Here is a 24,153-nt window from a genome sequence, read left to right on the forward strand (position 1 = left end):
GGCCATGCCGTTGCTCTGCGGGCTGCACACGGGCGTGTTGATGGGCTTGAGGCCCAGCGAACGCGCCAGTGCCCTGGTGTCGGCTGCGATGTAGGCCCCGCCGTTGTCGCTCAGGAACTCCAGCTCCTGGCCTGCCGGCACAGCCTCCACCGTGCCGAAGCGGCGCTCGACGGCTTCGATGAGCTTCTCGCGCACCGGCTCGCCTGGCAGCCCCTTGCCTTCCCCGGCCTGCCAGGCCATGACCTCGCGGTCGCAGCAGTCTTTGGTGAAGGTGGCCGTCACAGTTTGGCCCGAGTCGCACTTGATTTCCAGGCCCATCAGAACACCAGCGCAGGTCGCTGCGCGAGACTGCCACACGGTCCTCATGGGTGCGTGCGGACTGGCGCGCGTGGTGCTTTGGGCAGCAGCAGGTCGGCTGCTGCCATGACGCGATAGACGCGGTTGGCATTGACCTTCGGTGCACCCTGAGCAGCGCGCTTGCGGTTGACCAAGGCACAAGCGCGCCGGTAGCCATAGCTGGGCAGCTGCGCAATCTCCTGGCGCAGTTCAGCAAGCAGCCCAGCATCGTCTGTGGGCGNGGCGGTTGACCAAGGCACAAGCGCGCCGGTAGCCATAGCTGGGCAGCTGCGCAATCTCCTGGCGCAGTTCAGCAAGCAGCCCAGCATCGTCTGTGGGCGTGCGGTGGCTGSGACCATCGGTCCAGTCTTCATCGCGCCCAAGCAGGTCGCGCACATGTGAGCGCGCCAACCCCATCATCCGGCAGACCGTTTTCGCTGGTCGTCCCSGGGCAACAAGGGCGAGCGCGCAATCCACTTTTTTTCTGCGGCGTACTYCACGGCTTCCTTGAGGATTTCGTYCTCCAAGGTTTTCTTGCCGAGCACGCGCTGCAGCTTGGCGATTTCCGCGCGGGCTGCTGCCAGCTCGGATGCSGGCACGACAGCCTCGCCAGCGGAGACCGCAGTCAAGGCGCCCTGGCGTTCGAGCTTGCGCCACTGGAACAGCAGCCCCGCCGAGACGCCCTCCTGGCGAGCCACCAGCGAAACGCTCATGCCTGGYTCGTAGGTGCGGCGCACSARGGTCGCCTTCTCTGCCAGGGACCAGCGCCTGCGGCGCTGGTCTTTAACGACTACCTCTACTGACTCCGTATGCCTAGTCATATGCACAGTCCTGTTCCTATCTCCAAAGATAAGCGACAGGACGGGGCCGGGGAATCAAATCCTACGGCGTCGAGAAGCCTCGACCAAAGGTGCACCCTGGCCACCCTAGGCCCCTAAGCTGGGCTGGTGACGCCGTCAGCGTGTGTTGACTGTGCGCCTACTTGAATCAGCCACGCTGTCGCTGATTGCATCAGCAAGCAGCTGTCAGCACGTGGTCACCGCCGCTCACCTTCCACGATCCGGGACACTGCGCCTGGCACTTCCAGTGCTAGCTATGCTCCAAGGTAGGCCCGCTGCACGGCCGCACTGGCCAGCAGCGCGGCCGCGCTGTCGGTGCCGACCACGCGCCCCTGCTCCAGCAGGTAGCCGCGCGACGAAAGCTGCAGGCTGCGCCTGGCGTTCTGCTCCACCAGCAGCACGGCCACCCGGGCGTCGCGCACGCGTTCGAGCGACTTGAACAGCTCGGCCACCATCAGCGGTGACAGGCCCAGCGAAGGCTCGTCCAGCAGCAGCACCTCGGGGTTGGACATCAGCGCGCGGCCGATCGCCACCATCTGCTGCTCACCACCGCTCATGGTGCGCACGCTCTGCGGCAAGCGTTCGCGCAGGCGCGGGAACAGCTCCAGCACGCGCGCCAGGTTGCGCTGCTCGCTGGCGCGCGCCCGCCGCGGGTAGGCGCCCAGGAACAGGTTCTCCTGCACCGTCAGCTCGCCGAACACGCCGCGCCCCTCGGGCACCAGCGCGATGCCGGCCTCCACGCGCTGGTCGGGCTTGAGGCCATCGATGGGCTTGCCACCCAGCGACATGGCCGTGCAGCGGCCGGCCATCAGGCCGGCGATGCACTTGAGCAGCGTGGACTTGCCGGCGCCGTTCGCGCCCAGCACGCTGACCACCTCGCCAGCCCCCACCTGCAGGTCCACGCCGTGCAGCGCCTGGTGCTGGCCGTAGTGCGCGCTGAGTTGCTGCACCTCAAGCATGTTCGTCTCCCAGGTAGGCACGCACGACCTCGGGGTCGGCCAGCACGGCGGCGGCCGTGCCGGCGGCGATGCGCCGGCCCGCGTTCATCACCACGCAGTGGTCGCACAGCGAGCGCACGGCTTCGAGCACGTGTTCGACCATGAGGATGGACACGCCCTCGTCCTTCAGCGAGCGCACCAGACCGATGGCGAGTTGCAGCTCGGTCGGGTTCAGACCCGCCAGCCATTCGTCGAGCAGCAGCACGCGCGGGCGGCTGGCCAGGCAGCGCGCCAGCTCCAGCCGCTTCTGGTCGATGTAGGTCAGGTCGGCGGCAGGCTGCGCCGCGCGGTCGGCCAGCCCCAGCTTCTCCAGCAGCGCGAGCGCGTCCGCTGCGGCCGCTGCACCGAAGCGGGGTTCGTGCGTGAAGGCCATGCCGGCCACCACGTTCTCCAGCACCGTCATGGTCTGGAACAGCCGCACCAGCTGGAAGGTGCGCGCGATTCCCAGGCGCGCCACCCGGTGGCTGGGCGCGCCGGCAGTCTCCTGGCCGGCCAGCTTCACCGAGCCGCTGTCGGGCGCCAGCGCGCCACTGATCAGGTTCAGCGCCGTGGTCTTGCCCGAGCCGTTGGGCCCGAGCAGGCCGACGATCTCGCCGCGGCCGACCTGCAGCGACAGGCCCTCGACCGCCTTGAGCCCGCCGAAGCGGCGCGACAGGTCGGATACCTCCAGCAACGGTTCTGCGGTCATGCGCGCCTCCGGAACAGGCGTTGGCCGGCGCCCAGCAGGCCGCGCGGCAGCACATAGACGATCACCAGGAAGATGGCGCCCAGCACGATGCTGAAGTGGTCCGGGAAGTACTTGCTCAGCGCCTCGAACGCCAGCACCAGCGGCACCACGCCGAGGATGGGGCCGTAGAAGGCCGCCACACCGCCCAGCAGCGCCATCACCACCACCTGGAACGACACCAGCGCGTTGAACGCGATGGACGGCTCGATGTAGGTCCAGCGCGGCGCCACGATGGCCCCGGCCACCGACATGAACATGGCCGTGACCGTGAGCACTGCCAGCCGCACGCCCACGGTGTGGATGCCGCAGCTGCGCGCAGCCGTCTCGTCCTCGCCGATCAACCGCAGCGCGAAGCCCAGGCGCGAGCGGGCCAGCCAGGCGCCCATCACCCACAGCAGCGCCAGCAGGCCCAGCAGCTGCCAGTAGATCTGCGCGGCCGTGATCTCCAGGAACACGTAGCGCCCGACCGAGCCTGCGATCTTCGATTCATACCAGGTCACGAGCTGGCGGATCATCTCGGCCATGCCGAAGCTGAACACCACGAAGTACATGCCCGACAGCCGCAGCGTGCAGACGCCGATGGCCAGCGCCAGCACGCCGCCCAGCAGCGCGGCGACCACCAGCACCGCCGGCCAGGGCAGGTGCTCGGACAGCACGGCCACGCTGTAGCAGCCCACGCCGAAGAAGGCCACGGTCGCCAGCGAGATGAAGCGCGTGGTGCCGCAGAAGATGCCCCAGGCCGTGGCCAGGTTCGCGTACAGCAGCAGGTTGATCAGCAGCGAGGTGGTGTAGTCGTTACCACCTTGCGGCGCGAACGCCAGCGCGACGAACGCGACGAGCGACGCCGCGTAGAACAGCTTGGTCCGCATGGTCATCGCCGGCCCTTTCCGAACAGCCCAGCGGGCCGGAACACCAGCACGAACAGAAAGATCGCGTAGTTGGCCGCCAGCGTCAGGCCCGGGTCCACATAGGTCGACACCAGGCTCTCGCTCAGGCCCAGCAGCAGCGCCGCCAACACGCAGCCCACGAAGTTGCCGACGCCGCCCATCATCACCACGATCAGCGCCTTCATCGTGAACAACACGCCCATGGTGGCGCTGAAGGTCGAGAACATGCTGACCAGCACGCCGGCCACGGCCACCAGCGCGGTGCCCAGCGCGAAGGCCAGCATGGCGATCTTCGCCACGTCGATGGCGACCAGCGGCGCGGACTCCGGCGCCACTGCCACCGCGCGCAGCGCCGTGCCGATGCGCGTGCGCGTGAGCAGCAGGAACAGCCCACCGCCCAGCACCAGCGCCACCACCAGCGCCAGCAGGCGGTTGGCCGAGACCGTGGTGCCCAGCACGTCGACCGGCACTGCCAGGTACGAGTAGCTCAGGTAATTGCCGCCGAAGCCGGCCAGCATCAGGCCCTGCAGCACGAACAGCAGGCCGAAGGTCGACAGGATGCTGTCGGCTTCCAGGGCCTCGCGGCTGCGCGCGCGCCGCACCAGCGGCTGCAGCGCCACCCGGTACAGCAGCGCGCCCGCGATGCCCGCCACCGGCACCAGCAGCACCAGGGCCAGCAGCGGCGAGACGCCGGCCTGCGTGAACAGCACCAGCGCACCCAGCGCCGCGGCGATCAGCATCTCGCCATAAGCGAGGTTGAGGATGCGCGCCACGCCGTACTGCAGGTTCAGGCCCAGCGCGATCAGCGCGTAGGTGCCGCCCAGCGTCAGTCCGAAGATGAGTGCGTCGACGAGCCGCATTCAGGCCTTCCACGCGGGCTTGGCCACGGGCTCCCTGGCGCCGGGCTGCTTCGGCGCGATGGCCGCAAAGCTGCCGCCCTGCCACTGGCCCACCGTCCAGCCGCCGGCCAGGATGTGGTTGTCGAACTTGAGCGGCCCAGCCACGGTGTCGAAAGTGCTGGAGTTCAGTGCCTGGACGATGGCCGCACGGTCGAGCTTGCCGACCTTCTCGATGGCCTGGGCCAGCGCCTGCAGGCCCGAATAGCACAGCACGCTGACCCATTGCTCCGGCGGCTGGCCAATCAGCGCCTGGTGGCGCCCGATGTAGGCCTTGATGGCATCGGTGTTCGGGTTCCAGCCGCCGAGCCCCATCACGCCCTCGGCGTTGGCGCCGAACTTGTTGGCGTACAGCGGCAGCGCGCTGCCCACGCCCACATAGAAAACCTTGGGGTTGAAGCCGCGCACGCGCGCGGCCTCGGTCAGCCCCAGCGTGTCGGGCGGGTAGCTGAAGGCCAGGAAGGCGTCGGGGTTGGCGCGCTGCGCGTCGGCGATCAGCGGCGTCATGTCCTGGGTGGAGATCGGGTAGCTGCTGTCGACCACGATGTCGAACTTGGCCGCCTTGAGCGACTTGCGCGCGGCGGCCGCGAGTTCCAGGCCGCCCTGGTCGGTCACGTTGACCATGGCCACCTTGTTGCCGATCTTGCCGTCGGTGCGCATCTGCGCGAGCAGCGCGACGATGGCGTCGGAGTAGTTCGACGGCGTGCCCAGCAGCGAGAACATGTTGTTCCAGCGCTTGACCAGCTGCGGCATCTGGTCGGTGATGCAGGTGGGCATGATCATCGGAAAGCCGCCCTTGTGGATGGCAGGCGCCACGGCGAGGTTCATGCCGGTGCCCCAGGGCGGAAGCACGAAGTCCACCTTGTCCTGGTTCACCAGGCGCTCGATGGCGCGCACGGCTTCCTCGGGCTGGCTGCGGTCGTCGTACTCCACCACCTCCAGCAGGCGCTTGCTACCGCCCACCGCAATGCCGCCGGCCTTGTTCACGTCGTCCACCCAGAGGCGGTAGTTCGGTAGCTGGGCCGAGGCGGCACCGCCGGCGAACGGGCCGGTCTTCGAGATGGCCCAGCCGATCTTGATCCTGTCGCCGGCCTGGGCCCGCACCAGGGATGCGGGGACCGATGCGGCCAGGGCCGCGCCTCCGAGCGCGCGCACGATGGCGCGACGGCTTGCTTGTGCAGTCATGTCTTGTCTCCTCGTCGATGTCGGAAACAGGCGGCGCGGCGCGCGCCGCCTGTGGGGGCGCTCAGCCTTGCCGGCGGGCGCCCATCAGCACGAACAGCATCGTGGCCGGCCGCTCGCTCAGGTTGCGCCAGGCGTGCCGGTTGCCGTGCTGCACAGCCACCTCATGCTTGCGCAGCAGCACCTGCTGGCCATCGTCCAGCTCCAGCGTGATCTCGCCCTCCAGCACGATGTCGTAATCGATGCTGTCGGTGGTGTGCATGCCGGGATGGTCGGGCTCGAAGGTCTCTGCCAGGCCGGGCACCAACTGTCCGAACTCGGCACCGAAAGCGGCGCCGTCGAAGTCGGCGCGCATCATCACCGCGTCGGGCGGGAAGGTGACGACCATCAGGCGCGATTCGCCCGGTGCGGGCACGAAGCCCACCTGCGGCGTGCGGTCGGGCACCGCGTCGGAGCGCCCGACCGTGCCCTCGGCATCCGTGGACCACAGCAGCGATGCCGTGAAGCCCGGCACCGTGGTGAAACTGGCGCTGCGCGGCGCCACCGCGTCACTGAGCACGCGGGCTTTGCCGTCGGCACCGGTGCCGGCGACCACGCGTCGGATCTGCTGCATGGCAATGCCCTCAGGGGTTGATGACGAAGTTGCTGAAGCCGCCGTTGCGCCCCGCGATGCCCGAGATCGCCTCGTTCACCCGGTCCAGCGGATAGCAGACCTGCTCGAACACCGACAGGTCCAGCGTGCCGGCCTCGGCCATGTCGGCCATGTCCTGCCCTTCGCCCGCGGTGAACCAGGCCGAGCCGCTGATGCTCTGCTGGTCGTCCATCATGGTGTGCAGGTCCATGCCCACGATGCCCATGATGGCGCCGATGTTCCAGGCCGCGCCGCCGCGCTTGAGCGCGCGCACGCCCTGCTGCAGCGATTCGTGCGGCGCGCCCGGGCCCAGCGCATCGATGAAGGTGTCCACGCCCAGGCCGTCGGTGACCGACTTGGCCCAGGTGTCGATGGCGCCGCCGTCGGCGTTGGAGAAGACCTCGATGCGGTCGGGCGCCAGCGCCTTGACGCGTTCCAGCAGTTCCTTGTTGCGCCCCGTGCCGAGGATGCGCGTGGCCCCCATGGCCAGGCCGAACAGCGCACCGCCGATGCCCAGCGTGCCGCTGATGCCATTGATCAGCACGCTGCGGCCCGGGCCGACCTTGGCCTTGCGCATGGCCGAGTACATGGTGCCCAGATAGCCGAAGCGCGCGGCCTGGTTGAACGTGACGTTGTCGGGCAACTTCACCAGCGCGTACTGCGGCGCGATCATGTACTGGCCCAGGCCGCCGTAGGGGTAGTTCTTGAACAGCTTGAGCGCGTTCTGTGAGAAGCCGAAGTAGCCACTGAACGCGTAATGCGTGCAGTTGATCAGGTCGCCGTTGCGGCAGGCGCGGCAGCCGCCGCAGTACAGGCCGGGGTTCACATACACGCGGTCGCCTGGCTTCCAGGCGTGCACGTGCGAGCCCACGGCCGTGACCTCGCCGGCCGGGTCCAGGCCGAAGATGGCCGGCAGCGGCGGCAATGGCAACTCCGGGAACCAGGTGGTCCAGTTCGCCAGGATGTTGCCCAGGTTGGGCACGATGCCGCAGGCATGCACCCGCACCTGCACGTCGTTGTCGCCCGGCAGCGGGATGGGCAGTTGCTCGATCTCCATCGGGGCACCCACCGTGTGCAGGCGGGCGGCTTTCATCATTGCCATGTCGTCTCCTTTGAAAATGCGTAAAAGAACTTTTGTGCATTAAATTTCGACGAGGGCGTGACAGCCATCGGGAACAACCCTCGGTGCAGAAAGATTTGTTTTATGCACAATTTAGGCATTCCCGCACAACCCCAGGCTTCCATGTCATCCACCAACCCTGCGCCGTTCGACGTCGCCATCGTCGGCTTCGGCCCGGTCGGCGCCGCGCTGGCCGCCCTGCTCGGCCGCCGCGGCCGGCGCGTCGTCGTGTTCGACAAGTCGGAGACGGTCTACCCGCTGCCGCGCGCCTTCGCGCTCGACCACGAAGCCATGCGCACCTTCCAGGAGATCGGCATTGCCGACACCCTGGCGCCGCACACCATGCGCTACCGCCCCACCCTGTACCTGGGCCAGGACGGCGAGCCGATCCAGCACTTCGACATGGGGCCGGCGCCCTGGCCGCTGGCCTGGGCGCCCTCGTACACCTTCAACCAGCCGGCGCTGGAGGCGACGCTGCGCGCGGCCGTGCAGGGGATGTCCCATGTGCAGGTGCAGCTGGGCAGCGAGGTCACCGGGCTGCGGGAGGCCGAGGGCGGCGCGGTGCTGACGGTCGCCGGGCGCGACGGCGTGCCGCAAGAGGTGCACGCACGCTATGTCGTGGCCTGCGACGGCGGCACCAGCCCCACGCGCAAGCGTCTGGGCCTGCCGCTGCGCAGCCTGGAGTTCGACGAGCCCTGGATCGTGGTGGATATGCGCATCGACGAGGCCAAGCTCGCGCAGCTGCCGGCCACCAACATCCAGTACTGCAACCCCGCGCGGCCCTGCACGTATGTGGTGGGGCCGGGCAACCACCGCCGCTGGGAATTCCTGCTGTTGCCGCACGAGGCTGAGCAGCGCGAGATGCCGACGGACGCCATCTGGCAGCTGCTGGCGCCCTGGGTGGCCCCCGGCGAGGCCAGCATCTGGCGCGCTGCCACCTACCGCTTCCACGCGGTGGTGCTGGAGCAGTGGCGCAGGGGCCCCGTGCTGCTGGCCGGCGACAGCGCGCACCAGATGCCGCCGTTCCTGGCCCAGGGCATGTGCCAGGGCCTGCGCGACGCGACCAACCTGGCCTGGAAGCTCGATTGGGTGCTGACCGGCCGCGCGCCCGACAGCCTGCTCGACAGCTATGGCAGCGAACGCGGCCCGCAAGTGCAGGACGTCACGGCCACGGTCAAGCGCCTGGGCCAGATCATCTGCGAGCGCGACCTGGCGAAGGCCGCGGAGCGCGACCGCCAGCTGCGCGCGCTGCAGGGCGGCCAGGTGCGCATGCAGCTGCGCCAGAGCCTGCTGCCGGGCATCCACCACGGGCTGATCGACAGCGACACCTTGCCTGCGGGCACGCCGTTCCCGCAGCCGGTCGTGCACGCGCAGGCCGACGCTCCGGCACGCATGCTGGACGACCTGCTGCCGAACGGCTTCCTGCTGGTGCTGCGCGATGCGCCGACCGCCGGACAGCTGGAACAGTGGGCGAACGCGCTGGCCAGCCTGCACGCGGAGGTCATCCACCTCGGCGGCGCTGCGCAGTCACACGGCGTGCAGGGCTTTGCCGAGCAGGACGGCGTGCTGGCCGGCTGGTTCGCGCAGCACGGCTGCGCCGCCGCGCTGGTGCGGCCCGACCACATCGTCTTCGGTGCGGCCGAGAGCGCCGCGCAGATCGCCGCCCTGCTGGCGCGCGCCTGCAAGGCACTGGGTGTTGCGCGGGCGACCGCACTGCAGGGATAAGCCATGGACCGCCGCACTTTCCTCTCCAGCGGCTCTGCCGCACTCGCCACGTTGACCGCCCCGGCCTGGGCACAAGGCACGCCGGCAGTGCGCAAGCTCGTCGTCGGCTTTCCGGCCGGTGGCACGGCCGACAGCCTGGCGCGCGCACTCGCTCCGCTGCTGGGCGATGCCGGCAGCAGCACTGTCGTCGACAACAGGTCAGGCGCCTCGGGGCAACTGGCGGCCGAGGCAGTGCGCCAGGCGTTGCCGGACGGCAGCAGCCTGCTGCTGACACCCTCGTCCGTGCTGACCCTGGTGCCGCTGCTCTACAAGAAGCCGCCGTTCGATGCGCTGCGCGATTTCGCGCCGGTCGCCTGCGTGTGCGACCACGCGTTCGCGCTGGCCGTGAACGGCAACTCGCCGATCACGAGCCTGGCCGCCTACATCGCCTGGGCCAGGGCCAACCCCGAGAAGGCCAGCTACGCCACGCCCGGCCCCGGCAGCGCGCCGCACTTCCTGGGCGTGATGCTGGGCCGCGAGATCGGCACGCCGCTCGTGCACGTGCCCTACCGCGGCGTGGCGCCGGGCCTGCAGGACATGATGGGCGGGCAGGTGGCCTCCACCGTCAACCCGGTCACCACCATGCTGGAGCACCACCGTGCCGGCCGCATCCGCATCCTGGCCGTGAGCAATCCCACGCGGCTGGCGACGCTGCCGGACGTGCCGACCTTCACCGAATCGCGCCTGCCCGCGCTGGAGCTGGTCGAGTGGTATGGACTGTTCGCGCCCGCCAAGCTGGCGCCAGCGCCGCTCGGCGCCCTCGGCGCGCAGCTCCAGCGCGTGATGCAGACGCCCGAGCTGCAGGCCGCTGCCAGGCGGCTCGAAGTCATCCCGCGCTACGAGGATGGCGCGGGCCTGACCCGGATGCTGCAACAGGACCAGGCCCGCTGGACCGCGCAGGTCGCGGCCACGGGCATCCAGCTCGATTGACACCGAACACTTTTGGAACCGCCCCGATGACCGATGCCTCCTCCGACACCGCAGCCCTGCTGCTCGAGCTCGAAACCCAGCGCTGCGACGCGATGAAGCGTGGCGACTTCGCACGCCTGCGCGAGATCCTGCACCCTGGCCTCACCCACGTGCACGCCAAGGGGCAGACCGACGACTATGACAGCTACTTCCGCTCGGGCGGCACGCATGTCGACTACCACCAGGTCGACCGCTCCGACCTGCAGGTCACCGTGCTGGGCGAAGCCGCGCTGATGACCGGGCGCCAGCAGCTGGTGGCCGTGCGCAAGGACGGCAGCGGCACCGTACGCATCGACTCGCGCGTTCTGCAGGTGTGGGCCCTTCATGAGGGGCAGTGGCGCCAGCTGGCGTTTCAGACTACGCCGCTTGCCATGAGCATCACCTGAATCCACGTCGAGCGAATTAACCGCCACCGTCAATCGAGCGCGCAAGCTGGCCGCGACCGAGGCACGCTGCCCTCCGCCTCACTCGCCGGGTTCGAGCACGACTGATCCGCTGTTGAAGCCCGATTCCAGCAAGGACTGTGCCTCACCCGCCTTCTCGAGCGGCAACCGTCCAAATACGTTCGCCTTGATCACTCCTTGGTCGACCGCCGCGAAGACCCTCCCAGCAGCCTCGTCAAGGTCGGCACGATCCTCTGTGTAGTGGGACACAGTCGGTCGCGTCACAAAAACCGAGCCTTGCTCGCGCAAGCGTCCAAGCGACACGGGGGCTACATCGCCAGAAGCCCAACCGAAACTCACCAGCAGGCCGAACCGTGACAGGCTTCCTAGTGATTGCTCGAACGTGTCTTTTCCAACGGAGTCGTACGCGACAGTCACTCCTCGACCACCCGTCCAATTCTTCACCCGCTGGATGGCCTCCGCAGCATCGCGCGGCAACACAAGCACGTGATCGCAGCCCAGGGCGCGTGCATAGTCGGCTTTGTCCTCATTTCCGACGGTGCCTATGACGGTGATGCCTTGTGCCTTCAACATCGGAACGGCCAATGAACCGACGCCCCCGGCCGCCGCGGTGAACAAGACCGCATCACCCTTCCTCAACCGACGCAGACGGTTCACCAGGTAGTCCGCAGTGAGGGCTTTGAAGAAGATAGACACGGCTTCGGCAGCGCCGAGGAAACTAGGCAACTTCACCACGCGCGAAGCAGGAAGCAGACGCGCACTAGCGTAACTGCCGGGTGGCCCCCCCGCGTACACGACCCTGTCCCCCGGCGACAGGCCTCTGACGTTGCGCCCGAGCTCAAGCACCTGCCCTGCGCCCTCCAACCCCATGCGGTACGGCACAGTGGCGGCAGCGCCCTTGCGCTGCATCGCATCCAGGAAGTTGACACCTATCGCGCTTTGCCTGATCAAAATGTCATCGGGAGCGGGACTTCCAAGCTCCTCCGTCTTGAGCTGCAGGACATCAGGCCCGCCGAACGCCCGGCCCTCTATGTAAGTTGCCTTCATATGATCACCCTGTCTCTTCAGTCGGCAATGCATTCCAACGCTCCCACCGCATGGTCGAAAGCGCGTGGTCTTGATGGGCCTTCGCAGTCGTCTGGGCGGGTGCGTTTGAGAGCAACGTGCCTTGCTCGAAGCCCCCACAAGAATCAAGCTACTTGGCGTACGACAGTCGCACGCCTGTCTTGGAATCGAGCACATCCTTCGTCACGCCAGGAGCCATCTCCACCACCCTCAATCCGGCAGGGGTGACGTCCATGACCGCGAGATCGGTGATGATGCGATCGACAACTCCAACGCCGGTCAGGGGCAAGGTGCAGTTTGGAAGGATCTTCAGGTCTTCGGTCCCGTCTTTCTTCTTGGCGGTGTGCTCCATCAGGATGATCACGCGCTTGACACCTGCCACCAGGTCCATCGCCCCGCCCATGCCCTTGATCATCTTGCCGGGGATCATCCAGTTGGCGAGATCGCCGCGTTCGGACACCTGCATTGCGCCCAGAATTGACAGGTTGACCTTCCCGCCGCGGATCATGGCAAAACTGTCGTGGCTGCCGAAGATCGAGCTGCCGGCGATCGTCGTGACCGTTTGCTTGCCGGCATTGATGAGATCGGCATCCACTTCGTCTTCCGTCGGAAACGGGCCGATCCCGAGCATGCCGTTCTCGCTTTGCAGCCACACCTCTCTGTCGCCCGTGTGGTTGGCCACGAGCGTGGGAATGCCGATGCCCAGGTTCACGTAGAAGCCGTCTTCCAACTCTTGGGCCGCGCGCGCGGCCATTTGGTCTTGGGTCCAACGCATCATCGTTCTCCTTCAGTATGCGTCGCTTGCCGAACAGTGCGCTTCTCGATCCTCTTGGCCGGATTGGGGTTGACCACGATGCGGTGCACATAGATGCCCGGCAGATGGATGTCGTCGGGAGCCAGTTCGCCGACCTCAACCAGCTTCTCGACCTCGACGATGCAAACCTTGCCGGCCATAGCAACCGCGGGGTTGAAGTTGCGAGCGGTCAGACGAAAGCGCAGATTCCCGGCCTTGTCCGCCACCTCCGCCTTCACCAGCGAAACCTCCGGCACAAGCGATCGCTCCATCACGTACCGCTCGCCATCGAACTCGCGCATCTCCTTTCCCTCCGCGACCTGCGTCCCGACACCTGTCTTCGTGAAGAACGCGGGAATCCCAGCCCCTCCGGCTCGCAGTTTTTCTGCCAGCGTGCCTTGCGGCGTGAACTCCAGTTCCAGCTCCCCGGCCAGGTACTGGCGTTCAAACTCTTTGTTCTCACCCACATAGCTTGCAATCATCTTCTTGATCTGCCGCGTTTCGAGCAGCTGACCGAGACCGACGCCGTCGATGCCCGCGTTGTTCGAAATAACCGTGAGGCTTTCCACCCCCGAGTCCTTGAGCGCATTGATCAGCATCTCGGGAATCCCGCACAAGCCAAAGCCGCCAACGGCAACCAGCTGACCGCTTTTGACGACCCCTTCCAATGCCGCACTGCCCGAGGCATACACCTTGTCCATCACTTCTCTCCTTGATCTAAATCCAGTCGGATCGCAAACTCCACATGACGTGCAGCCCGCGTCCGGCCAGCGAGCGCGTCGCCCCTCCGTGTCTACCTGCGGCGCGTGAATGCATGGATGATCTCGCCCATGATCCCGCGCCGGAACGTCAGCACGCAGACGATGAAGATCAGGCCGGTGACCATCGTCACCGACTCGCCAAGCTTGGCAAACCACTCGACCGAGGTAGCCGCATGCAGCCAGCTGCCGACCTCGCCGAGCTTGTTCTCCAGCAGCACCACGACGCCCGATCCGACCAGAGGGCCTGACAGGGTGCCGAGGCCACCCACGAGGGTCATGAGGATCACTTGACCGGACGTGGTCCAGTGCACATCGGACAACGTGGCAAACCCGAGCACGATCGTCTTCAGAGCTCCCGCAAGGCCAGCCAAAGAAGCCGAAAGAACAAAAGCGAGCAGCTTGTACCGGTGCACGTCATAGCCGAGCGAAACGGCCCGCGGCTCGTTCTCCTTGATCCCCTTGAGCACCTGACCGAACGGAGAATGCACTGTGCGGTAGATCAGCGCCAATGCACTGACCACAACGCCAAGCGTCACGTAGTACATGTGCAAATCGTCCCGCAGATCGAAAAGGCCCATCACGGAGCCCCGTGGCACTCCTTGCAGCCCGTCCTCGCCCCCCGTGAACGGCGCCTGCAACGCGATGAAGAACACCATCTGCGCGAGGGCCAACGTGATCATTGAGAAATAGATGCCCTGGCGACGGATGGCTAGCAAGCCGAATAGCCAGCCCAAACAAGCGGCCACGGCCGTCCCAAGCACCAAGCCGATCTCAGGGCTTAAGCCCCACACCTTCACGACGTGACCGGCAACATAGGCTGCTGCTCCGAAGAAGGCCGCATGACCGAAGGAAAGCAGGCCGGTGAAGCCGATCAGCAGGTTGAACGCTGCCGCAAACAGGGCGAAGCACAGCAGCTTCATCACGAAAACTGGGTACGCGCCAAGAAACGGTGCGAGAACCAAGGCCAGGGTGGCCAGCCCGTACATGAGGCCAGCGAGCTTTTTGATTGCCATCTATTTCTCTTTTCCGAACAAGCCCGCAGGACGAAGCAGCAGCACAACGATCATGATGACGAAGACCACCGTGGAAGAAATCTCGGGGTAGAACACCCTGGCGAAGCCTTCGACGACGCCAAGCATCATCCCCGTGATGATGGCGCCGAGGATGGATCCCATGCCACCGATGACAACGACGGCGAACACCACAATGATGAGGTTCTGGCCCATCAGCGGTGAGAGTTGCACGACGGGCGCGGCGAGCACACCGGCGAAGGCGGCGAGTGCGGCGCCGAAGGCGTAAGTCAGCGTGACCATGACAGGCACGTTGATGCCAAAGGCTTCCACCAGCCGAGGGTTCTCGGTACCGGCGCGCAAGTAGGCGCCCAGCCGGGTCTTCTCGATGACGAACCATGTCAACAGACAGACCGAGAGCGATGCCCCCACGACCCAAGCCCTGTAGTTCGGCAGCATCATGAAACCGAGGTCGGTCGCACCGCTCAAAGTGTCGGGCGCGTCGTAGGCAAGTCCGGACACACCGTAGATCGATCTGAAGACACCTTCGACGACCAAGGTGATGCCGAGCGTGAGCAACAGGCCGTAGAGATGGTCCAACTTATAGATCCAGCGCAGCAACCCGCGCTCGAGGACGACCCCGAGCGCACCAACGACAAGCGGCGCGACCACGAGCATCACCCAGTAATTCAGCTGTAAGTACTCCAACCCCATCCAAGTGATAAGGGCGCCCAGCATGAACAGTGCTCCATGGGCGAAGTTGATGACATTCAAAAGCCCGAAGATGACCGCGAGGCCAAGGCTGAGAATGGCGTAGAACGACCCGTTGACCAGCCCGAGCAAGAGCTGGCTCAACAGTGCCGAAGTTGAAATTTGCATGTTCAGCTACTTGGACATGGACGCCAGGGCGTCCACCAGGTTGATCACTTCCAGAGCGAGCATTTCGACTCGGCTTTGGTGGTGAAGACCTCTTCGCCCGGAAGTGCCTTGACCAACTTCAGGTAGTCCCACGGCTTCTTGGACTCGCTCGGGGACTTCACCTGCATCAGGTACATGTCGTGGACGAACCGGCCATCTGCACGAACATAGCCGTTCGCGTAGAAGTCGCTGATCGGCGTCGCCTTGATCTGGGCCATCACCTTGTCCGAGTCCGTCGACTTGGCCGCCTTGACGGCCTTCAGGTAGGTCATGGTTGCGGAGTAGTCGGCGGCCTGGATGTCCGTGGGCATGCGCTTCGTTTTCTCGAAGAATCGTGCTGCAAACTTCCGCGACTCGTCGTTCATGTCCCAATACCAGCTGCTCGTGTGGAGCAAACCTTCGGTGTTGCGCAGACCCATGCTGTGAATGTCGGTCAGGAACACCAGGAGGCCTGCAGTTTTCATCGTCTTGCTGATTCCAAACTCCCGGGCGGCTTTGATCGCGTTGATCATGTCGCCGCCCGCATTGGCCAAGCCGAGGATCTGGGCTTTCGAGTTTTGCGCTTGCAATAGGAACGAGGAAAAATCCGACGCGTTGATCGGATGGCGCACAGACCCCACGACGGTTCCGCCCTTCTTCTGCACGATGCTCGCAGTCGAGCTTTCCATGGCGTGTCCGAAGGCATAGTCCGCTGTGAGGAAGTACCAACTCTTGCCTCCGGCATCGACAACCGCCGCGCCAGTGCCCTTGGCCAGCGCCACGGTGTCGTAGGCATAGTGCACCGTGTACGGCGAGCACTCTTCGTTCGTAAGCGCGGCCGTTCCGGCCCCTGCATTGAAGTACACACGCTTCTTCTCTGCCGCGACCTTGGCGATAGCCAGTGCCGCGCCGGAATTGGTGCCACCATGGATCATCGTCGCCCCCTGCGTGTCAATCCATTCACGCGCCTTCGAGGCGCCGATGTCGGCCTTGTTCTGGTGATCTGCGGTCAGCAGCACGATGGGCCGGCCATCGACGTTGCCGCCGAAGTCTTCGATGGCCATCTGGATGGCCGTGACGGCGTTGCGCCCCTCGAGGTCCGAGTAGAGGCTGGACATATCGGTGATGAAACCGATGGTCACCTTTTCCTGAGCGGTGGCAGCAAGCGCGGTGCTGCAAACCATGGCAGCCACGGTGAGTTTGAGGTTCAGGTTCTTCATTTCAGTCTCCAGTTAAACGCCGAGAAGTTCATTGAGGATGGGCATCTTGTCGTTGAGTTGTCCCTTGGTGAACGACTCGACGATCTTTCCGTGTTCCATGACGAAGAAGCGGTCCGCAAGGGGTGCCGCGAATCGAAAGTTCTGCTCGACCATCACGATCGTGTAGCCCTTGTGGCGAAGCGCTGTGATCATGCGAGCGAGCGCTTGCACGATGACGGGAGCCAGTCCTTCCGAGATCTCATCGAGCAGTAGGAGCTTCGCCCCGGTTCGCACGATGCGCGCGACCGCCAGCATCTGCTGCTCTCCACCGGACAGACGGGTCCCCTGGCTGGTCTTGCGCTCTGCCAGGTTTGGAAACATCTGATAGATCTCGTCAATCGACAAGCCGGCCCCGCCGGAGCGCAGCGGTGGTGGCAGGAGGAGGTTCTCTTCGCAGGACAGGCTGGAAAAGATGCCTCGCTCTTCAGGGCAGTAACCAATGCCAAGGTGCGCAATGTGGTGCGTCTTCATGCCGATCGTCTCCTGGCCGTACACCTTGATGCTTCCCTTGCGGTCGCCGGTCAATCCCATGATTGCGCGCATGGTGCTGGTGCGGCCTGCTCCATTGCGACCGAGGAGGGTTGCAACCTCGCCCTCTCGAACCGACATGTCCACACCGTGCAAGACATGGGACTCGCCATACCAAGCGTTGAGCCCGCGGATTTCCAGTGCGACGGTCATCAGTGGGCACCCCCAAGTGCGGCTTCGGCGGAGCCCATGTAGGCCTCCATCACCTGGGCGTTGCGTGACACCTCTGCGTACGGCCCTTCTGCGAGGACAGATCCACGTTGCAACACGGTGATCTTGTCCGCGATGGTCGAGACGACGGCCATGTTGTGTTCGACCATGAGGATGGTTCGCCCAGCGGATACGCGCTTGATCAGCGCCGCGACCTTGTCGACGTCTTCGTGGCCCATGCCCTGTGTGGGTTCATCAAGGAGCATGACCTCTGGATCCATGGCCAACGTCGTGGCGATCTCCAAGGCGCGCTTGCGGCCGTACGGCAAGTTGACCGCCAACTCGTGCGCCGCGTCCTCGAGACCGACCTGCTCAAGGAAGTGCATGGCCCTGCCATCCAGTACCGACAAGCTGGATTCGCTTTTCCAAAACTTGAAGGTGGTTCCAACGCCGCGCTGAAGGCCGAGACGCACGTTTTCCAGAAGCGTCAGGTGCGGAAACACTGCAGAGATTTGGAACGAGCGGATGATCCCGCGGCGGGCGATCTGCGCCGGCTTCTCGCGAGTGATGTCCTGCCCGTTGAAACGGATGGTGCCGCGCGTGGGTTCGAGAAACTTGGTAAGCAAGTTGAAGCAGGTCGTCTTGCCTGCCCCATTGGGGCCGATCAAGGCGTGGATCGACCCTCTCTCGACTTGAAGGGCCACGTCACTCACGGCAGTGAATCCGCGGAACTCCTTCGTCAGCCCCTGGGTTTGCAGTACGAAGTCCGTCATTCGCGTTCCAGAACGTCTGAGAGGGTTTTCGGTTCGGTGAGGTCGCGTAGGGCCGTCACTGGGCGGTCCATCCGCCATCGATGGGAAGCTGGATGCCAGTGATCCCACTACCCGCGTCGCTCGCGAGGTACACCACTGCTGCGCCGATGTGCGCCGGATCCAGAAGTTTCAAGTTGGGCTGCTTCTCCTTCAGCAGCTCCTTGACGCCGTCTTCGCGGGAACCGCCGACTGCTTCGGCGCGTGCCCTGATCTGAGGTTCAAGGATGGCAGTGTCGGTAAATCCTGGGCAGATGCAGTTGACCGTCACGCCGGCCGTAGCAAACTCCAGGGCGATCCCTTTGCTAAGGCCCACGAGTCCGTGCTTCGACGCGAGGTAGGCCGACTTGTTGACCGAGCCGACAAGCCCGTGGACAGATGCGATGTTCAAGATGCGACCCCAACCACGCTCTCGCATTCCTTCCAGAACGTCCTTCATGAGGATAAAGGGTGCCGTCAGGTTTACGTCAAGCAGTCGGCTCCATTTCGCGAGCGTGAATTCGCCGATGGACGCCACATTCTGAATGCCGGCGTTGTTGACAAGAATATCTAGAGGACCGTTGAGGGCAGCTTCGACTTTCTCGACCAGTTCAAGCGTCTCGTCGGAGTTGCTCAAGTCAGCGCGGACATAGACAACTTCCGTTCCGAACTCCACGGAGATGGCTGTCGCGATGTCGTTTCCGACTGACTCTGACTCGATGCCATGGATGGCGACCAAGTGGCCGGCTGCTGCAAGTTGGTTCGCGATAGCAAGGCCGATGCCTTGGGTCGATCCTGTGACCAGCGCGCGCTTTTTCATGTTCGTTCCTCGTTAGCGGATGCGACGAAGGATGCTCACGTAGTTGGCTACCGCGGATCCTCCCATGTTGAAGATGGCACCCGTTTCGGGCGCGGGGAGTTGGAACGTTCCGGCTTCGCCGCACAGCTGCATGGCGCCTATGACGTGCATCGAGACGCCGGTGGCGCCGATCGGGTGACCCTTGGCCTTCAGGCCGCCGGACGCATTGACGGGCAGCTTGCCCCCTGGGAACACGGTGCCGTCTTCAACGACCGATGCGCCTTTGCCCGCAGTTGCTAGGCCCATGGCCTCGTACGAGAGAAGCTCCGCGATCGTGAAGCAGTCGTGCACTTCGGCGAACGAAAGGTCCGCAACCGAGCAACCCGCTTGGGTGTACGCCTGTGCCCATGCACGTAGAGGTCCCTCGAAGTCAGTCAGGTTTGAGCGACGCGACATCGGCAGGTAGTCATTGACGTGACTGCGCGCCTTGAACTCAACGGCCCGCGGGAAGTCGGCTGCCATGTCAGAGTTGACAATCAGCAAAGCTGCTGCGCCGTCGGAAATGAGGGAGCAATCGGTCACCCTCAGTGGATCGGCCACGATGGGATTCTTGGCTGAGACCGTGTTGCAGAAGTCAAAGCCAAGGTCCTTCTTCATTTGGGCGTAGGGGTTGCGCACACCGTTGGCGTGGTTCTTGGCGGCGATTCGCGCCAAGGTTGTCGAGTGGTCTCCAAACTGCTCGAAGTACGCCTTCGCATACTTCGCAAATATCCCGGGAAACGTTAGGCCCAGATTGCCTTCCTCTTTGTGGTAGGAACAGCCACCCAGAATTGCCGCGACTTCGGCAGTTGAACGCCGAGTCATCAACTCCGCACCCACCACCAATGCGGCCTTGATCCGGCCTGACTCAATGGCATCGCACGCAGAGTAGACCGCAGCGGCTCCGGATGCGCATGCGTTCTCCACGCGCGTTGAACCGGCCCAGCGCAAAGCTTGATCCGCCTGCAGGACGAGCGAAGAAGCAAAAATATCCGGAACGAATCCGCCGTTTAGGTTTCCCAACCAAATCCCGCCAACAAGGCTCGCGTCGATCTCGGCGTGGGCAATTGCTTGTGACGCCGCCGAAGCGATCAGGCTTTCAAGATCGTCTGTGACGTTCTTCCCAAATGGAAGGTGCGACCATCCAACAATACTGCAAGGCATATCTATTCTCTCGAATTTCTGGAAACCGAACTCGCGGGATCAAGTACCCGCCGATTGATAGACTCAGAACGAGTGCTTATGCGCATCAGCAAGGAAGAGATTGGTCGTGGCCGACTTGAATCGCAGGACTGCAATCTCTTTATATTCTGGGCTCTCATAGAATTCCATCGCCTTATCCCGGCTGGAGAACTCGAGAACGAGAAACCGCGAGAAAGACAGCTCGCCTTCCAGACGCACCACCTCGTTGGTTGCGATGACAACTGACGCTTCAAACAGCTTTAGAAGAGGCTTTACCCGTGGCATATACCCGGAGTAGAAAGTTTCTGAATCGCTTACTATGATTTCAGCGACCATATAACACTTTGTCATGGGCGAAATAGAGTGGACTAGCGCGTTGTTGAGAGGGCGAATGCATAGGACTGTGCAGGGTGCAAAGTCCGTCCGTGCGGATTGCAACGCCTTGGATGGCACGGCAAACATCAGGCTACCGAAGTCGAGCACCTATGGTACTCGAAGATCTACTTTCAGTACCAATAGGGGTAATCCCTGACCTGCCCGGCCTTCAGGGCGCGCACGTTGGGTTGGGCCGGCCTGCGGCGACGGGCTGCTACTGAAGGGAGGGCTCTGACGAGGGCTGGCGGCGCATGCTCCGATTCGCATCGAAGCCACCGCGTCCTTGCGGCTTCTTGGTCAAGCAGCCAATTCGCGTCTCTTGATCATCCAAGATGCGTGTTCCCTTGGGTCCGGCAAGGCCGGTCAGCTCGAGCGGCTTGAGTCCCATAGCCATCTATGCTCGCTGCCCCAACACCAATGAGGACCCCGCCGTGCCTAGTCCTGCTCGGCAGGCAGTTTGTCACCCGCCGACAGGCAACGGTCGGGGTGCGGAGTTCTAGGCACCGCTGCTTGAATCTCCAATTCTTTCAGATGGCCGCACGACCAATCCAAAAAGCAGGAGTTCCCATAGTTCTCTGAGACCTTGCTCGAACGAGACCTTCGATGCGACCCTAAAGTTCTCATCACGAAGGGCTCTGATCAGGAGCAAAGCGGATTCGCTTACGAACCGCACATTGTGTTTGACGAAAGTCGACGCAGCCATTTCCTCCACGAGAAAATTCTCAAGGGTCTGAATTCTCATGCGCTGATGCTCATCAAAGAGCTTCCTGCCCTGCTCATTGCTCTCAAGGTCGCTTAGGAACTTGGAAGACATGAGACCTGCCACCTTGGACCCATGGTTAAAGTAAGCGAGTACTTTTGCAGAGGCGTCGTTGGCTCTCGCCGCATCTGCCCAACCGGTCTCTCGCATGTCGCGCAAGGTGGACTCTGCAATCTTAAGGAAAAGCTCTTCCTTTGTGTCGGCAATCTCGTAAAGCCGCCTGCGCGAGCATTTCAGTCTCGAAGCGATTTGCCCCAGCGTGATGCCGCTGATACCCTCTTCGAGAATCAATGCCGTCAACTCCTGCCAGAATTCGTCACTTGGGGTGGATGGTCTCGGCATTTTTTCGGTTCAATTGTTCAATGTCAGTACCGGTGATTTTCGCATGCGTCTTTGCGTTCTCTCGCGATGAACGGCGACTGTGGGCAGCTTTAGGGCTACGAGAAGGCCGCAGTAAAGATCGTAGCGATTGAAAGAGCACAACGGGAGCGGCAAGCGAGAACGGACTCTCATTCATTTCGAGTACGAGCGAGGCGGCAGCTATGAGGGGGCAATCGCCCGGGACGTCGCGCGTCACCCAGGAGCCACTGACGTAGGCGACGGGATTGGCCGCGGCGCTTCCTCTCGCGCGGTCTGCTCACTGGGCGTAGTCATGCGGACGAGTACGTTCCTAGGGGTTTACACTGAATGGTACCCAATGACGTTGACGCGGTACCTTAGCGAATGTCTAATCCGCGTGCCGGTCAATTTCGGGTTCGGTCATGCGTCACTGTTGTCGCGGCGTGTGACCTTTGGCTGGAGAACGGTCAGCGACATATCCAACTCGTGCATCGACTATGAAATTTAAAACGCAAACCCTCTGCATGTTGACCGTCGCCCTCGCGATGTCCGCATGCGGAGGCGGAGACAACGAGAGCGAAGCTCCAGTCCAAAATGCCGAAGCGCGATGCGCTGCTTTGGCAAAGGCTGCATATCCAGATGCGGTGTTATCTACCGTTGAATATCGGCCGGCGGGTGGATTCACAACGCCTGACGGCGTTACCGCCATTGAGGGACTACCTGAATTCTGCCGCGTAGCCGCAAGCTTAAGGCCATCTTCAGACAGCGACATCCGCGTCGAGGTCTGGTTGCCCACGGCCGGCTGGAATGGAAAGTTCTTAGGGCTTGGCAATGGAGGCTTTGCTGGGGCCCTCGACTACCGAGAACTGGCGGCGGGCCTTAACAGAGGATTTGCCGTCGCGCACACCGATATGGGGACGGCGCCGGCCGCATCCCAAGGAGGAGCCGTATTGATCGGCCACCCCGAAAAATGGATTGATTGGGGTTACCGCTCCACGCATCTCATGACAACGTTTGCCAAATGGGCAACGGCCGAAGTGCTTGATTCCGCACCCAAGCGGTCCTACTTCATCGGCTGCTCGACTGGTGGAGGCCAAGGAATCAGCGAGGCAACACGTTACCCGGATGACTACGACGGAATCGTTTCCGGCGCACCCGTTCCATCGCGCGTGGGAACGCACGTGGGCATCGGAACCAAATGGGTCGGCTTCCGGGAAGATTCCGCGCCTTTGAAATCAGTGCTGACGGCCCCAAAGCTGGACCTGCTGCATCGCTCCGTGCTTGCGTCCTGCGACGCATTGGACGGCGTGTCCGATGGGCTGGTGGCGCGCCCGGACCTTTGCAACTTTAATCCGGCCGTGCTCCAGTGTTCGGCCTCAGGTAGCACAGACTGCTTGACCTCAGTGGAACTAGCTGCGGTCGAGAAGGCATACGCCCCTGTTCGCCATGTCAATGGGCAGGAGATTTTTCCAGGTCTGGAGAAGGGCTCTGAAGACCAATGGTTGGCGTATACCTTCGACCTCTTCTCACATGCGCCATTTTCTGACCTGTTCCAATGGGTATTGGGACCGTCATTCGATTTCAGAGATTTCAACTACGGCTCTGATATGGACTTGGTGGACAGCGTCGTCGGCCCCGTCGTCAACAACAACAATCCGGACATGCGCGCCTTCAAAGCTCGCGGGGGGAAGTTTCTCGCCTATCAGGGGCTCTCGGATGTTCTTATTCCCCCTGGCTCGATTCACCAATACCTTCGACAGGTCGAGTCCACAACAACTGGTACAGATACGTTTGTCCGTCTGTTTGAAGCGCCCGGCATGTCGCACTGCGCCGGAGGGGCTGGACCGAATATGTTCGGGAACAGCTTGTCCGGAGCCACAGTGGATGCCAAAGACCCCTCGCGAGACCTGATTGCAGCGTTGGATAAGTGGGTAGAAACGGGTGTCGCGCCGGAACGCATTGTTGCCACCAAAAAAGCTGGTGACGCTCCAGAAGGAGACGTCGTTCGAACTTTGCCGCTGTGCGCCTACCCTAACGTCGCACGGTTCTCGGGCGTCGGCGATCCGAACCTTGAGGCAAGCTACGCGTGCGGTCCGCGCCAGTGATGTCACAACGGAGTACCGCCGAACGATCATCTCCTTAGGGTGACTCAACGCGCAGGACAACGGTGCGACAAAGCGGCGCACCGGTGCCCAAGGAAGCGCGATCGACACCGTATGAACGGCTCACGGTGTCCTTCAGCGCTCCCGTCAGAAAGCGTCGACCAAGAGCTCGAGAGCTCGAGCGTTGGCGTAAGGAGTTACTTAAGATTCGGGGCGACAGGACTGCCTGCCGCCCCGCAAGGTGGCCAGGTAGAGCGTCCCGCCGGAGTGTGCGGCTGGCCTGCGCCTTGGGTCGCTGTCGCGATACACCAACTCCGGAGCCAATTGGCCACCTGGCCACGTATCTCGGCCCTGCTCCACCTCGCAGACTGGCTCGTCGTGCAATCTGACGAGGTCGAGACTCCATGGCGCCCCTCTCAGGCAGTTGTTCTGAATGCGACGCAACGTTCACGCAATGCAGACGAATAGCATGTCGCGTCAACGTGCGAAGCAAACCAATCGGAAGGGCGACGATGAAGTCCATGGCAATTTCACTGTGTCTAGGCCTTGCGCT

23 protein-coding genes and 2 pseudogenes are annotated in these 24,153 nt (G+C 63.7%); 4 read left to right on the forward strand and 21 right to left on the reverse strand.

Annotated features, from left to right (window positions below; genetic code table 11):
• From ASF45_RS36520 to ASF45_RS17425, 9 genes and pseudogenes are all read right to left on the reverse strand, one after another.
• Positions 1-577, reverse strand: a pseudogene (locus ASF45_RS36520) (DDE-type integrase/transposase/recombinase); the annotation flags it as partial.
• Between the two features lies 1 nt (position 578).
• Positions 579-1,157, reverse strand: a pseudogene (locus ASF45_RS36525) (transposase); the annotation flags it as partial.
• Positions 1,158-1,429: 272 nt separating this feature from the next.
• Positions 1,430-2,134, reverse strand: a complete 705-nt coding sequence (locus tag ASF45_RS17395) for an ABC transporter ATP-binding protein (RefSeq protein WP_056665241.1) — start codon at positions 2,132-2,134, stop codon at positions 1,430-1,432.
• Positions 2,127-2,861, reverse strand: coding sequence for an ABC transporter ATP-binding protein (locus ASF45_RS17400; RefSeq protein WP_056665243.1), 735 nt, complete (start codon positions 2,859-2,861; stop codon positions 2,127-2,129). The genes ASF45_RS17395 and ASF45_RS17400 overlap by 8 nt, the downstream gene beginning before the upstream one ends.
• A complete protein-coding gene (locus ASF45_RS17405) occupies positions 2,858-3,775 on the reverse strand; it encodes a branched-chain amino acid ABC transporter permease (RefSeq protein WP_056665245.1) in 918 nt (305 codons plus the stop codon). Before ASF45_RS17405 ends, ASF45_RS17400 begins: the two co-directional genes overlap by 4 nt.
• Complete coding sequence (locus tag ASF45_RS17410; protein WP_056665247.1) at positions 3,772-4,647, reverse strand: branched-chain amino acid ABC transporter permease; 876 nt, start codon at positions 4,645-4,647, stop codon at positions 3,772-3,774. Before ASF45_RS17410 ends, ASF45_RS17405 begins: the two co-directional genes overlap by 4 nt.
• Positions 4,648-5,868, reverse strand: a complete 1,221-nt coding sequence (locus tag ASF45_RS17415; RefSeq protein WP_063887707.1) for an amino acid ABC transporter substrate-binding protein — start codon at positions 5,866-5,868, stop codon at positions 4,648-4,650. It lies immediately after the preceding gene.
• A 61-nt stretch (positions 5,869-5,929) separates the two neighbouring features.
• Positions 5,930-6,478, reverse strand: coding sequence for a cupin domain-containing protein (locus ASF45_RS17420; RefSeq protein WP_056665249.1), 549 nt, complete (start codon positions 6,476-6,478; stop codon positions 5,930-5,932).
• A gap of 10 nt (positions 6,479-6,488) precedes the next feature.
• Entirely contained in the window at positions 6,489-7,598 is a 1,110-nt protein-coding gene (locus ASF45_RS17425; RefSeq protein ID WP_056665251.1) for an alcohol dehydrogenase catalytic domain-containing protein, read from the reverse strand.
• A gap of 141 nt (positions 7,599-7,739) precedes the next feature.
• Between ASF45_RS17425 and ASF45_RS17430 the strand changes: the two genes are divergently transcribed.
• From ASF45_RS17430 to ASF45_RS17440, 3 genes are read left to right on the forward strand one after another with little or no spacing between them, the layout of a single operon-like run.
• A complete protein-coding gene (locus tag ASF45_RS17430; RefSeq protein WP_056665252.1) occupies positions 7,740-9,341 on the forward strand; it encodes a bifunctional 3-(3-hydroxy-phenyl)propionate/3-hydroxycinnamic acid hydroxylase in 1,602 nt (533 codons plus the stop codon).
• 3 nt (positions 9,342-9,344) lie between these two features.
• The gene (locus tag ASF45_RS17435; RefSeq protein WP_056665254.1) at positions 9,345-10,310 is read left to right on the forward strand and encodes a tripartite tricarboxylate transporter substrate-binding protein; all 966 of its coding nucleotides are present in this window, start codon (positions 9,345-9,347) and stop codon (positions 10,308-10,310) included.
• 26 nt (positions 10,311-10,336) lie between these two features.
• Entirely contained in the window at positions 10,337-10,735 is a 399-nt protein-coding gene (locus ASF45_RS17440; RefSeq protein ID WP_056665257.1) for a nuclear transport factor 2 family protein, read from the forward strand.
• A gap of 78 nt (positions 10,736-10,813) precedes the next feature.
• Here ASF45_RS17440 and ASF45_RS17445 read toward each other — a convergent pair whose 3' ends face one another.
• The 12 genes from ASF45_RS17445 to ASF45_RS17500 all read right to left on the reverse strand — a co-directional run bounded on the left by ASF45_RS17445 (position 10,814) and on the right by ASF45_RS17500 (position 21,501).
• A complete protein-coding gene (locus ASF45_RS17445) occupies positions 10,814-11,800 on the reverse strand; it encodes a quinone oxidoreductase (protein WP_056665258.1) in 987 nt (328 codons plus the stop codon).
• Between the two features lie 148 nt (positions 11,801-11,948).
• Positions 11,949-12,593: a 3-oxoacid CoA-transferase subunit B gene (locus ASF45_RS17450; RefSeq protein WP_056665260.1), complete on the reverse strand. Its 645-nt coding sequence runs from the start codon at positions 12,591-12,593 to the stop codon at positions 11,949-11,951.
• The gene (locus ASF45_RS17455) at positions 12,593-13,312 is read right to left on the reverse strand and encodes a CoA transferase subunit A (RefSeq protein ID WP_056665262.1); all 720 of its coding nucleotides are present in this window, start codon (positions 13,310-13,312) and stop codon (positions 12,593-12,595) included. The genes ASF45_RS17450 and ASF45_RS17455 overlap by 1 nt, the downstream gene beginning before the upstream one ends.
• Positions 13,313-13,404: 92 nt before the next feature.
• Complete coding sequence (locus ASF45_RS17460) at positions 13,405-14,385, reverse strand: branched-chain amino acid ABC transporter permease (protein ID WP_056665264.1); 981 nt, start codon at positions 14,383-14,385, stop codon at positions 13,405-13,407.
• Positions 14,386-15,261 (reverse strand): branched-chain amino acid ABC transporter permease, encoded by an 876-nt coding sequence (locus tag ASF45_RS17465; protein ID WP_056665266.1) that lies wholly within the window; start codon positions 15,259-15,261, stop codon positions 14,386-14,388.
• A 44-nt stretch (positions 15,262-15,305) separates the two neighbouring features.
• Positions 15,306-16,499, reverse strand: a complete 1,194-nt coding sequence (locus tag ASF45_RS17470) for an ABC transporter substrate-binding protein (RefSeq protein WP_156473053.1) — start codon at positions 16,497-16,499, stop codon at positions 15,306-15,308.
• Positions 16,500-16,511: 12 nt separating this feature from the next.
• Positions 16,512-17,219 carry an ABC transporter ATP-binding protein gene (locus ASF45_RS17475; RefSeq protein WP_056665269.1) on the reverse strand — a complete coding sequence of 236 codons (708 nt, stop codon included), beginning with the start codon at positions 17,217-17,219 and terminating at the stop codon, positions 16,512-16,514.
• Complete coding sequence (locus ASF45_RS17480; protein WP_056665272.1) at positions 17,219-17,989, reverse strand: ABC transporter ATP-binding protein; 771 nt, start codon at positions 17,987-17,989, stop codon at positions 17,219-17,221. The genes ASF45_RS17475 and ASF45_RS17480 overlap by 1 nt, the downstream gene beginning before the upstream one ends.
• A 55-nt stretch (positions 17,990-18,044) precedes the next feature.
• Complete coding sequence (locus ASF45_RS17485) at positions 18,045-18,824, reverse strand: 3-hydroxybutyrate dehydrogenase (protein WP_056665274.1); 780 nt, start codon at positions 18,822-18,824, stop codon at positions 18,045-18,047.
• Between the two features lie 12 nt (positions 18,825-18,836).
• Positions 18,837-20,006 carry an acetyl-CoA acetyltransferase gene (locus ASF45_RS17490; RefSeq protein WP_056665276.1) on the reverse strand — a complete coding sequence of 390 codons (1,170 nt, stop codon included), beginning with the start codon at positions 20,004-20,006 and terminating at the stop codon, positions 18,837-18,839.
• A gap of 63 nt (positions 20,007-20,069) precedes the next feature.
• A complete protein-coding gene (locus ASF45_RS17495) occupies positions 20,070-20,360 on the reverse strand; it encodes a DUF1330 domain-containing protein (RefSeq protein ID WP_056665278.1) in 291 nt (96 codons plus the stop codon).
• A gap of 535 nt (positions 20,361-20,895) precedes the next feature.
• Positions 20,896-21,501, reverse strand: coding sequence for a TetR/AcrR family transcriptional regulator (locus ASF45_RS17500; RefSeq protein WP_056665279.1), 606 nt, complete (start codon positions 21,499-21,501; stop codon positions 20,896-20,898).
• A 521-nt stretch (positions 21,502-22,022) separates the two neighbouring features.
• Here ASF45_RS17500 and ASF45_RS34610 point away from each other — a divergent pair.
• A complete protein-coding gene (locus ASF45_RS34610; RefSeq protein WP_162244018.1) occupies positions 22,023-23,603 on the forward strand; it encodes a tannase/feruloyl esterase family alpha/beta hydrolase in 1,581 nt (526 codons plus the stop codon).
• The last annotated feature ends 550 nt before the right edge of the window (positions 23,604-24,153 follow it).

The organism is Pseudorhodoferax sp. Leaf265, from assembly GCF_001422365.1.
In the GTDB taxonomy this organism is placed as follows: domain Bacteria; phylum Pseudomonadota; class Gammaproteobacteria; order Burkholderiales; family Burkholderiaceae_C; genus Pseudorhodoferax.